Here is an 11067-nt window from a genome sequence, read left to right on the forward strand (position 1 = left end):
CGCTGGACCTGCACCACCACAGATAAACTTAAACCCACGCCATCTACTGAGTGAAGTGAGAGAGATGACTGCCACTGCTACCGAACACGTAGCCGCAACGTCCGGTGCTACCGGCCGCATTGCGCGCGTAATCGGCCCGGTTGTCGACGTCGAATTCCCGGCTGACGCAATCCCGTCCATCTACAACGCCCTGACTACCGAGATCACCCTCAACGGAGTCACCAAGACCATCACGTTCGAGACCTCCCAGCACCTGGGCGACAACCTCGTGCGCGCCATCTCCCTCCAGGCTACCGACGGACTTGTCCGCGGAACGTCCGTGGTGGACAGCGGTGCCCCCATTTCCGTACCCGTTGGCGACGGCGTCAAGGGCCACATCTTCAACGTCCTGGGCCAGCCCCTGGACGTTACCGAGGCCGAGCTGCAGATCAGCGAACGCTGGCCTATCCACCGCAAGGCCCCGAGCTTCGCGTCCCTTGAAGGCTCCACCGAGATGCTGGAAACCGGCATCAAGGTCATCGACCTCCTCACCCCGTACATCAAGGGTGGAAAGATCGGCCTGTTCGGCGGCGCCGGCGTGGGCAAGACCGTTCTGATCCAGGAAATGATCACCCGTGTTGCCCGCAACTTCGGTGGCACTTCCGTGTTCGCCGGTGTGGGCGAGCGTACCCGTGAAGGTAACGACCTCTGGGTTGAAATGGAAGAGGCAGGCGTCCTCAAGGACACCGCCCTTGTGTTCGGCCAGATGGACGAGCCGCCGGGAACGCGCCTGCGCGTGGCGCTGTCCGCACTGACCATGGCGGAGTACTTCCGCGATGTGCAGAACCAGGACGTGCTGCTCTTCATCGACAACATCTTCCGCTTCACGCAGGCAGGTTCCGAGGTTTCCACCCTCCTCGGCCGCATGCCTTCGGCTGTGGGCTACCAGCCCAACCTTGCTGATGAGATGGGTCTCCTGCAGGAGCGCATTACCTCCACCAAGGGCCACTCCATCACCTCGATGCAGGCCATCTACGTTCCCGCAGATGACTACACCGACCCGGCACCGGCAACCACCTTCGCACACCTCGACGCGACCACGGAACTGTCCCGTGAAATCGCCTCCCGTGGTCTGTACCCGGCTGTTGACCCGCTGACGTCGACCTCGCGCATCCTGGATCCCCAGTACATCGGCAAGGACCACTACAACACGGCTGTCCGTGTGAAGCAGATCCTGCAGAAGAACAAGGAACTCCAGGACATCATCGCCATCCTCGGTGTTGACGAACTGTCTGAAGAGGACAAGATTGTTGTGTCGCGTGCGCGCCGCATCCAGCAGTTCCTCTCGCAGAACACCTACACCGCCAAGCAGTTCACGGGCGTCGAGGGCTCCACGGTTTCCATCAAGGACACCGTCGAAGGCTTCACCGCCATCTGCGACGGCGACCTTGACCACATCGCGGAGCAGGCGTTCTTCAACGTCGGTGGCCTCGATGACGTTGAGCGCCAGTGGGCCAAGATCCAGGAACAGACCAAGTAATATGGCTGAGCTTGAGGTTGAGATTGTCGCAGCGGACCGGTTCATCTGGTCCGGAGCGGCCAAGATGGTCAAGGCCCGCACCAGTGATGGTGAAATCGGAATCCTGCCCGGCCACTCGCCCCTGCTGGCGATCCTGGCCGAGGGTGAACTGGCCATCCAGCCGGTGTCCGGTGACCGTATTGCCGTAGATGTTGACGGCGGATTCTTCTCCGTCGACAACAACCGCGTGGTTATTGTTGCTGACAACGCCCACCTGGGCGGCTCGGCTACCGCTGGGATCCGCTAGCACCAAGTTGATGGACGCACCGAGTCTTCCGTTCATCGCCATAGCAATCGCTTTTGGATTGCTGATTTTTGCACTGTGCCTTTCGGGGGTGCGCCGCTTCAATCTGCGGCGTGCCCTCGGCACGGTGGACGCCTCCATTTGCATGGCTGGAAACAGCTGGCAGATGGGGGTTTGTCGTTATCAGGACAACGACCTTGAGTGGTTCCGGCTGCTCTCGCTGAGTGTCCGGCCCAAGCACAAGTTCAAGCGGCACTCGCTCGAACTGCTGGGCCGTCGCAAGCCCACCGAAGCCGAGGCCGTCAAGGTGCAGCCCGACGTCGTGATTGTCGAATTGCGGTATGAGGGGCAGGACCTTCGCCTTGCCATGAAATTTGACGCCTACGCCGGCCTCTCGTCCTGGCTTGAGGCCGGGCCGGTCATCGGCGTGGGTACCTGGCGCTAGCCAACGTGGACTGGCTCTACGACCTCCGGATCACCGACGGCCCGGTGTACTGGCTTTCCTTTGCCCTGGGCGTTGCCGGTGCCGTGTATCTCCTGGCCCCACCCCCTCATATTCCCGCCCGCCGCTGGATCTTCCGCGCTATCGCCGCTGCCGCCGTGGCCTACGCGCTGGTGGCCACCGTCCACTGGGCACTCATCAACGTCTTTTCCGTATTCCCGGAGAACATTCCGGATCCGGTCCTGCTGTGGGTGGTACCCGGCGTCGCCGCCGTGATCCTGCTCCTGTTCAGGCTGCCCCGGAGCAGTTGGAACCGCCGCGCAGCCGGCCTGGTGGCCGTGCTTCTGGTGGCAGCCCTTTCATCCGTCCAGATCAATGCCTACTTCGGGCTCAACCGCACGGTAAGCGACTTGTTGGGCACGGCGCTGGCCCGGATCCCGGCCCTCGAGGCGGACCTCAAGCGGCAGCCGGGGGAGGCCGACGGCGTTCCCCTCCCTGGGTGGGCACCGCAAAGTGATATGCCGGATGGGGGAGTGCTTCGAAAGGCTGTCATCCCCGCCGTCCTTTCCGGAATGGACACCCGCGAAGCATATATCTATCTTCCGCCCGCCTACTTCGCGGAAAACCGCCCCGCCCTTCCCGTGCTGGTCCTGGTGGCCGGCCAGCCGGGCGGGCCTGCGGACTGGCTCACCGGGGGCACCCTGCAAGCCCACATGGAGGCCTTCGCCGCTTCCCATGGCGGCATTGCCCCGGTGGTGGTGGTGCCGGACCCGAACGGCTCCCAGTCCGCGAACACAATGTGCATGGACAGCCGGATAGCGAAGGCCGATACCTACCTGTCGCGCGATGTGCCCCAGTGGATCAGCTCCACCCTTGCCGTTGACACGAACCACAACCAATGGGCCATCGGCGGATTTTCCTTCGGCGGCACCTGCGCCCTGCAAATGGGAACCCGGCACCCCGGCCTGTTTCCCTCTGTCCTCTCCTTTTCCGGGGAAGCCGAGCCGGCCATCGCCAAGGAGAGGCAGAAGACCATCGACGCCGCCTTCCCGGGGGACCCGGACGCGTTTGAGCGGCAAACGCCCCTTGCCATCATGAAAGAGCGCCGCTTCGAGGCCAGCGCGGTGTACCTGACAGCAGGACAGGACGACCCGGAATTCGTGGCGTACCTGCACACCCTGGCCGCAGCCGCCCGGGAGGCCGGCTTCACCGTGCGGGCGCACGAGGTGGAACACACCGGACACTCATGGGACACGTCCTCGAAGCAGATCGCCGACGCGCTGCAGTTCCTTGCCGACAGGTGGGGACTTCAACAGTGACTTCCGTAAAGCCGGTCCGCACAACATCCCTGGCCTGGACAACAGTTGGACGACCGGCACGGGACCGGGTCATCGCCGCCCTGAAATCGATGCCGTTCTCCGTGGCTGTGCTTGCGCTGTTCCTGGCAACCGGGGCAATCACCGGCAGCTACCTCGCCGGACCGCCAGAGCAGTTGCTGCACGTGGCAGGAGTGAGCGGACCGGGGCTGCGCGCCGGCAACTGGTGGTCCTTGTTCACCAGCCTCTTCTTCGCCACCAACCCGTTGGCCTACCTTGCCGCGTCTCTGATGATCCTCCTGCTCCTGGGCCTTGCCGAGCGCAGGATGGGAACACCAGCAGCGGTGGGGTTCTTCCTCGGCGGCCAGTTTGCCGCCGTCACGCTTTTCCTGCTGCTGACCCAGCTCGCAGACTACGCGGGTGACGGATGGCTGGACCGCATGGCCGACGACATCCTGATCGGTCCCTATCCCGCAATCCTGACGGCGGCACTCGCGGCCAGCGGCAGGTTGCCTGTCCTGTGGCAGCGACGGTTGCGGACAGGGGTGCTGTCCATCTCGCTCTTGCTGGTTCTCTACGTTGGGCATGCGGAGACGGTGATCGGACTGCTCGGTGCCGTCCTGGGACTCCTGGCGGGCTGGTGGATCCAGGGTGACCACGGCCACCTGCACCGGCACCGGTCCACCGGCCGGGAGGCCCGGAACCTCCTCGCACTCACCGTCGCCGTCTTCGCGGTGGGTCCGATCCTCACGGGAATTGCGCGGGCGCCCACCGGCCCGCTGGCCCTTCTGCGCGACGTTGTCCTGAACCCCATGCCCACGCTCAGCCAACTGGCTTTCAACTGCGGCGCCACGGTGGAAGCATCCTGCCTCGAAGCCGGCAGGGCAGGGTTTGCCGGGCCATTCGGACTTGCGCTTGCTGTGGTTCCGGTGGTCCTGCTGCTGATCTGTGCCGACGGAATGCGCCGCGGGCGGCGGCTTGCGCTGAACATCGCGCTCGCCATCCAGCTCGCCGTCACGGCGCTGGCCGCCGTCTACCTGGCACTGTTCGCCCTGGTGCCGTCCCGGCTGCAGGGCCCGTCCGCCCCGCCGATGGGAACTGCCTTTGCCCACGTGCTTCCGCTGGTTGGCGTACCCCTGCTGCTGGCAGCGCTCCTGTGGTTCAACCGGCGGCAGTTCCGCGTGCAGACGCTTCCTTCAGCGCGGCGGACGCTGGCTCTGGTGGTGGGAGGAACCTGGCTTGTCCTTGCCGGAACGTACGCGGCCGCCTGGTTCTGGTCGGGCGGATTAACGCGCGACGGCGGCCTGCTGGGCCTGTTCGCGGAGCTGGCCCGGCAGTACGTACCGGTTCCCATCCCGCAGCACTACCACCGCGTCTTCGCTGACAGAAACAGTGTGGAGGCTGTCCTTTTTGCCTACTCAGGACCGGTGTTCTGGGTGGTAGCGCTGGCGGCCGTATGGTGGGCGCTGCTGGGCGGACACCATGGCAACGATTCCGGACGGCAGGACAGGATCCAGGCACGCAACCTGCTTCACCAGGGCGGCGGACCGCTGTCCTGGATGGCGCTCTGGGAACCCAATAGCTACTGGTTCAGTCCAGACGGCAAGGGTGCGGTGGCTTTCCAGCGGCACGGCAGCGTGGCGCTGACACTTGGTGGAGCCTTCGGTCCAATGCAGGGCCAGAAGGACGTTACCGCCGGGTTTTTGGCCCACTGCAGCCGCCAGGCAATGATTCCAGCCCTCTACTCCTGCGACGACACGCTCTGGCCTGTGCTCGAGGAGCGCGGATTTTCCCGCGTGGCGGTGGCGCAGGAGACACGGCTGGCAATTCGCGAACTCGAATTCAAGGGCAAGGAATGGCAGAACGTGCGCACGGCGTTGAACCGTGCTGCAAAGCTGGGCGTCAGGGCCGTCTGGGGATCTTACGAGTCGCTGCCCGCGGCGCTGCGCTCCCGGCTGAGTGAAGTTTCCGAGGAATGGGCGGCAGGAAAAACGGTCCCCGAAATGGGCTTCACCCTCGGCGGCATCGATGAACTCGATGACCCGGAGGTCCTGTGCTGCCTCGCCGTTGACGAACACGGCACCGTCCATGGAGTGACCAGCTGGCTGCCCGTGTACGACGGCGGGACCCTGGTCAGCCGGACCCTTGACGTCATGCGCCGGGGTGCCGAGGGATTCCCGGGGGTGATGGAGTTCCTCATCGCCTCTGCGGTACTCGAGCTGCGTACGTCCGTGGAGGTCATCTCCCTCTCCGGCTCTCCGCTGGCAAGCGTACCCGGAACCGGAGATGATTCCAGCGGGGAGGACCGGGCGGATAACCTGGTCCGCATCCTCGACCTCGTGGGGCATGCCCTGGAACCGGTGTATGGATTCCGGTCCCTGGCGGCATTCAAGTCGCGCTTCAAGCCGGAGTATCGTGCCCTTTACCTGTATTACCAGGACCCCCTGCACTTGCCAGCTATCGGTCGGGCATTAACACGTGCCTACCTGCCCGGGCTTTCCCTTCCGCAAGGCGCGCGCCTGGTACGCAAATTGGTGAAGTGAACTCTTCCAATTAGCCCCAACAATGTGGGCCCCGGCCGAACAAGGCGGCGTGGTGATGCCCAGGGACGGAAGCTGGAATTCAACAAAAATGATCCCCGGCATAATTGCCGGGGATCATTGTTTCGCTGCCGGCCGCATTTTATGCGGCCGGGCGGCGGGGACTAGACCAGCGTGACGCCGGTTGCCTGCGGGCCCTTGGCGCCCTGACCGATTTCGAACTGAACACGCTGGTTCTCGTCGAGGGTCTTGAAGCCACCGGTCTGGATCTCCGAGTAGTGCACGAAGACATCACCATCGGAGTCATCCGGGGTAATGAAGCCGAAGCCCTTTTCAGCGTTGAACCACTTGACGGTTCCCTGTGCCATTTATTTCTCCTCATTGTGGAACTTGTTTAAGATCGGCACACCTCGTGCCGGCCTTGGTCACTCCGCGAGAAGAATCCTGGATTGCCCGTCCCGAAAGGGACCAGCGCTGCAGGAGCTTCGCGCTCGCAACATGTCTTGCGAGCATGAAAAACACCTACACAAAGACTGAGATAAGAATTTCACGCTGCCCCGCGGAGGTCAACGGTTTGCGTGGAGAAACGGTTAAAATTTGGGTAAAAAGAAGGTTAAATGCCTTGTCAGAGGCTAATTGGGGCATATTCAAGGCTCAGTGGCACGGTTCGGGAGCGGCCGGGACAGCCTCCGTTAGAAGAGCCGGGACTCGCTGTCGTCCACGCCGCGCATCGCGTCGTAGTCAAGGGTGACGCAATCGATCCCGCGGTCGTTCGCCAGGACCTTGGCCTGCGGCTTGATCTGCTGCGCGGCGAAGATGCCCCGGACGGGGGCCAGCAGTGGATCGCGGTTCAGCAGTTCAAGGTACCGGGTGAGCTGCTCCACGCCGTCGATGTCGCCACGGCGCTTTAGCTCAATGGCCACGGTGGCGCCGCCCGCGTCGCGGGCCAGGATGTCCACCGGTCCGATGGCGGTGAAGTACTCGCGGCGGATGAGGGAGTAGCCCTCACCGAGCGTTTCAATCTGCTCCGCGAGGAGCCGCTGCAGGTCCGCCTCAACACCGTCCTTAATCAGGCCAGGATCCACGCCGAGGTCATGGGAGGACTCACTGAGCTTCTCGTGAATGTTGATGATGAGCCGGTCGTCCGTCTTGGCCGATTGCACTGTCCACTGCTCGATGACGCCGAGTTCCAGGTCCACGTCCTCGGGGGAGGAGACCCGCAGCGTTGCCGGCGGGCTCATCCAGTTGAGCGGTTTGTAGGAGCCGCCGTCGGAGTGGACCAGGACAGAGCCGTCCGCCTTGACCAGGAGGAGCCTGGTGGCAAGGGGAAGATGGGCTTTGAGCCGGCCAACGTAATCAACAGAGCATCGGGCTATGACAAGTCGCACGCCGTACAGACTACCGCCTGGTGCCGCACGCCTCTGCCCCGGGCAGGGCCGCAGGGCGGAGATGTTCCCGTCCGGCAGCACCGGCGGAGGCTGGTGCTGGGGCAGAATGGATGCATGCCGCGTTCCAACCGTCCCCGCCGTCCCGTGTCCGGAAAAGCCGGGGCCGGTTCGGGCAGGGCGGCCGGAAAGAAGGGAAGCGGCGAGGTCCCTGAGCTTGACCTGGAACGTGCACGGGCGGGCATCGCCCGGCGGGAAAGCGCTCCGGACGGCGAGTGGATGGTCCGCACCATGACGGCCAGGAACGCCGAAAAGACCTACATCTGCCCGGAGTGTTCCACTGCGGTGCTGCCAGGGGTAGCGCACCTGGTGGTCTGGAAGGACGACCACCTCTTCGGCGCTGCCGCAGGGCTGGCGGAACGGCGCCACTGGCACACCAATTGCTGGATGACCCGCAGTTACCGCTACCGGTAGGGGGCCGGCCGTAGCTGTCGCTAAGCTGGCAGGCATGACTTTTGATCCGGCGTCGTACGAATTCAGCCAGTCCACCGGTCCCGCTCCCATCCGTGCCGCCACTGTCCTGCCGGCCCGGCGCGAAAACGTGGAGCTGCAGACGGAGGACGGCCATACCCTGGTGGGCGAACTGGCACTGCCGGAGTCCGGGCCGGTGAAGGCCACGCTGATCACCCTTCATCCGCTGCCCACCCACGGCGGCTTTATGGATTCGCACGTCTACCGCAAGGCCTCCTACAGGCTGCCCGCGCTCGCCGGCATCGCGGTGCTCCGGTTCAACACCCGCGGTACCGAGTCGCCGCGGGGTACCAGTACGGGGGCCTTCGAGGAAGGTGTCGGTGAGCGGCACGACGTGGAGGCGGCGGTCCGCTTCGCCGTCGAACGCGGCCTGCCCAACCGGTGGCTGGTGGGCTGGTCCTTCGGCACCGAACTGGCCCTGATGTACGGGGCAACGGAGCCCCTCGCCTCGCAGATCGAGGGCGCCGTGCTGCTGTCCCCGCCGCTGCACCGGGCCAAGGATGCACACCTGCTGCAGTGGGCGCAGTCCGGAAAACCGCTCAAGGTGCTGGTGCCGGAGCACGATGACTATCTGCAGCCGGACGCCGCCGCAGGGCGTTTTAGCCTGGTGCCCCAGGCCCGCGTGGTGGGCGTCAAGGGCGCGAAGCACCTGTGGGTGGGGGAGAAGTACGCCGGGCGCGTGCTGAACGAGATTGTGGAAGAGGTCACTGGTGCAGACGCCGGGGGTACCGGCCTGCCGCAGGAATGGGACGGGCCGGTGGCCACGGCCCCGTCTTAGGCCGGAATGACCAGGTAAGGAACAACAGGCCCTCGGGTCAGTGCTTGTCCTGCCGCACGATGTAGATTTCCCGGATCAGCAGCAGGACAGCGGCCGCCGTGGGAATGGCGATCAGCGCGCCGAGGACACCCAGCAGGCTGCCGCCGGCGATGACGGAAATGACTGCCACCGCTCCCGGCACCGCCACGGCCTTCTGCATAATGCGCGGGGAGATGAAGTAGGCCTCGAACTGCAGGTACGCGAAGTAGCACACGGCGTACACAGCGGCGGTCTGCCAGCCTTCGGTCAGCGCGATGAGGACAACCAGCACTCCGGCAATCAGCCCGCCGACCAGCGGTATAAAGGCGAGCAGCGCCACCACAAACGCCAGCAAAAGGGCGAAGGGGATCCCCACGATGGACATCACGATAAAGGCAAAGGTGGCATTAAGCAGGGCCACGCAGGCCTGCCCAATCACATAATTGCCCACGGAACGGGTGATCTCGTCGGACAAAGCCTCCACCCGGGCCCGGCGGGAACGCGGCGCCAGCCGGTAGCCCCACTTTTTCATTGCCGGCAGGGCGGCCAGGAAGTACAGGCTCAGCACCAGGACAATCAGTGTGCCGAACAGGCCGTTGGCCACTGTTGACCCGAAGCTCACCACGCCGCCGAAGATTCCGCCCACAGCAGCGGGATCATTGACGAACTTGTCCAGTTCCTCGGTGAGCCGGTCACGGACGCCGAACTGGTCATCAAGGCTGCGGAAGAACTCGGAATCAATGAAGTCCCGCACCCAGATGGGCGCCTGCTGGACAATCTCCGTTACCTGCTCAACGATCGTGGGGATCAGGGTGGCGAAAAATCCGACGACGGCACTTACCAGCACGGTAACGGACACCAGGATTCCTGCCGGGCGGGGGATCTTCCGGCTCTCGAGCCAGCCCACAACAGGCTCGAGCCCAAGGGCAATGAACAATGCCGCAACAATCCACAACAGCAGTTGCGTGGTGTTGGATCCGATCCAGTAGACGAGCAGGGCCAGCCCCACGCCGACGGTGCCCATGAAACCCATGTAGAGGGGATGCTGCGGTGACATCCTGGGCCCGGGATCACCGAACTGGGGCTCTACCTCCCCGGGCTCGTGGCCAACCTGGTTGTCCTGGTGCGAATACTCCGGCGGCATTTCGAAGCGGAGCCTCGGCTGGGCCCCCGGCAGCGGCTGGCGTAGGCGGCGGACCACCATACCGAGGGCTGCCGCCGCGGCCCCCTTTCGGCGCACCGGGACAGGGTCCTGCGAAGCGTGTGCCGAAGGCTCAGCACCCGCCGGATTCTCGTGTGCCGCGGAGGACTCGTCCGTCTTGTCAGTCACTGGAATTTAGGGCCTGTTCGATGCGTGGCGCCGCTGGTGCGGGCCGGTGTGATGATCATCGCAAACACTATCAGCAGCCTTGTCAACACCCGCTGAGGGGACGCTCGCGGAGGCAGCGGAAGATGTGTTACCGGCGGCGGAACCAAGGCTCCGGTAACCAAACCGTTACTATTGAAGGTAAACCCCCGCTGATGATAGGTGTTCCCTTGCGTTTAAAGACTGCAGTCGCACTCGTGCTGCTCGGCCTCCTGACACTGCTGGCCGGCATCGGCCAGAGAACCATCTGGGCCCCGTCCGAGACTTTCACCGCCTCTGCGCCCGCCGATTTGGAGGCTGCGCCGCTGACCGTCATAGACGGGAACCTGCGCACCCTGCACGGCGGAACCGTCAAGATCAACATTGAAGGCGACGGCAACTTCATCCTTGCAGCGGGGCGTCCCGACGATGTGGATGCCTGGGTTGGCCAGACGGCCCACAACACCGTCACGGGGGTATCGGAGGACGGTAAGGCGCTTCAGGTGGGACACGCCGACGGCGAAGCCACTACGCCCAGCCCCGCCGGCTCCGATCTTTGGGTTTCCACGGAGAACGCCAGCGGCCAGCTGGAATATTCCTGGACACCGCCCGCCGATGGCGACTGGACGCTCCTGCTGGCCTCAGACGGGACCCAGCCCGCTCCGGCCTCCATCTCCATGACGTTCCCGAACGATACCTCCACCCCGTGGGCCATCCCGCTGATGGTGCTGGGCTCGCTCCTGATCCTCGTTGGGATCGTCCTGGCCCTGCTTTCCCTCCGCAAGCGCAACGGTGACGGCGACGCCCAGGGCAGCGGCTTTGCCCAGCGCGCCCGCGCAAGGACTGAGACGCGGTCATCCTCGCGGGTGACGATGGTCGCCGCGGGCGTGGTGGCTGCAGCCGTCGTGGC

General features: G+C 64.5%; 10 protein-coding genes and 1 pseudogene. 8 read left to right on the forward strand and 3 right to left on the reverse strand.

What is annotated here, in order from left to right:
* Positions 1-64 precede the first annotated feature (64 nt).
* From atpD to AC5RV1_RS14570, 5 genes are read left to right on the forward strand one after another with little or no spacing between them, the layout of a single operon-like run.
* Positions 65-1519: a F0F1 ATP synthase subunit beta gene (atpD, locus tag AC5RV1_RS14550; protein WP_163162500.1), complete on the forward strand. Its 1455-nt coding sequence runs from the start codon at positions 65-67 to the stop codon at positions 1517-1519.
* A gap of 1 nt (position 1520) precedes the next feature.
* Entirely contained in the window at positions 1521-1805 is a 285-nt protein-coding gene (locus tag AC5RV1_RS14555) for a F0F1 ATP synthase subunit epsilon (RefSeq protein ID WP_256248588.1), read from the forward strand.
* Between the two features lie 10 nt (positions 1806-1815).
* Positions 1816-2247, forward strand: a complete 432-nt coding sequence (locus AC5RV1_RS14560; protein ID WP_493946537.1) for a DUF2550 domain-containing protein — start codon at positions 1816-1818, stop codon at positions 2245-2247.
* Between the two features lie 5 nt (positions 2248-2252).
* Positions 2253-3563, forward strand: a complete 1311-nt coding sequence (locus tag AC5RV1_RS14565; RefSeq protein ID WP_493995034.1) for an alpha/beta hydrolase — start codon at positions 2253-2255, stop codon at positions 3561-3563.
* Positions 3491-6103, forward strand: coding sequence for a bifunctional lysylphosphatidylglycerol flippase/synthetase MprF (locus AC5RV1_RS14570; RefSeq protein WP_493995035.1), 2613 nt, complete (start codon positions 3491-3493; stop codon positions 6101-6103). Before AC5RV1_RS14565 ends, AC5RV1_RS14570 begins: the two co-directional genes overlap by 73 nt.
* Before the next feature lie 161 nt (positions 6104-6264).
* On the opposite strand, the gene AC5RV1_RS14575 is transcribed toward AC5RV1_RS14570, so the two are convergent.
* Both AC5RV1_RS14575 and nucS read right to left on the reverse strand, forming a co-directional pair.
* On the reverse strand, positions 6265-6468 hold the full coding sequence (locus AC5RV1_RS14575) for a cold-shock protein (protein WP_011692441.1): 204 nt from the start codon (positions 6466-6468) through the stop codon (positions 6265-6267).
* 324 nt (positions 6469-6792) lie between these two features.
* Positions 6793-7488 carry an endonuclease NucS gene (gene nucS, locus AC5RV1_RS14580; RefSeq protein ID WP_256248592.1) on the reverse strand — a complete coding sequence of 232 codons (696 nt, stop codon included), beginning with the start codon at positions 7486-7488 and terminating at the stop codon, positions 6793-6795.
* Between the two features lie 114 nt (positions 7489-7602).
* Here nucS and AC5RV1_RS14585 point away from each other — a divergent pair, with 114 nt between their 5' ends.
* Together AC5RV1_RS14585 and AC5RV1_RS14590 are read left to right on the forward strand one after the other, a co-directional pair.
* Entirely contained in the window at positions 7603-7959 is a 357-nt protein-coding gene (locus AC5RV1_RS14585) for an Rv1322 family protein (RefSeq protein WP_458781693.1), read from the forward strand.
* Positions 7960-7993: 34 nt separating this feature from the next.
* The gene (locus AC5RV1_RS14590; RefSeq protein WP_493995036.1) at positions 7994-8794 is read left to right on the forward strand and encodes an alpha/beta hydrolase; all 801 of its coding nucleotides are present in this window, start codon (positions 7994-7996) and stop codon (positions 8792-8794) included.
* Positions 8795-8831: 37 nt separating this feature from the next.
* Here the strand turns inward: AC5RV1_RS14590 and AC5RV1_RS14595 are convergent, their stop codons facing one another.
* A complete protein-coding gene (locus AC5RV1_RS14595; protein WP_493995037.1) occupies positions 8832-10142 on the reverse strand; it encodes an AI-2E family transporter in 1311 nt (436 codons plus the stop codon).
* A gap of 191 nt (positions 10143-10333) precedes the next feature.
* Between AC5RV1_RS14595 and AC5RV1_RS14600 the strand changes: the two are divergent.
* Positions 10334-11067: pseudogene (locus AC5RV1_RS14600) on the forward strand (hypothetical protein); the annotation flags it as partial.

This window comes from Arthrobacter sp. Hb9-2 (assembly GCF_059091165.1).

Coding starts and splice junctions, on each gene's coding strand:
- AC5RV1_RS14570 (WP_493995035.1), top strand. CDS start 3,491: ATGGGACACGTCCTCGAAGCAGATCGCCGACGCGCTGCAGTTCCTTGC.
- atpD (WP_163162500.1), top strand. CDS start 65: ATGACTGCCACTGCTACCGAACACGTAGCCGCAACGTCCGGTGCTACC.
- AC5RV1_RS14555 (WP_256248588.1), top strand. CDS start 1,521: ATGGCTGAGCTTGAGGTTGAGATTGTCGCAGCGGACCGGTTCATCTGG.
- AC5RV1_RS14585 (WP_458781693.1), top strand. CDS start 7,603: ATGCCGCGTTCCAACCGTCCCCGCCGTCCCGTGTCCGGAAAAGCCGGG.
- AC5RV1_RS14590 (WP_493995036.1), top strand. CDS start 7,994: ATGACTTTTGATCCGGCGTCGTACGAATTCAGCCAGTCCACCGGTCCC.
- AC5RV1_RS14560 (WP_493946537.1), top strand. CDS start 1,816: ATGGACGCACCGAGTCTTCCGTTCATCGCCATAGCAATCGCTTTTGGA.
- AC5RV1_RS14575 (WP_011692441.1), bottom strand. CDS start 6,468: ATGGCACAGGGAACCGTCAAGTGGTTCAACGCTGAAAAGGGCTTCGGC.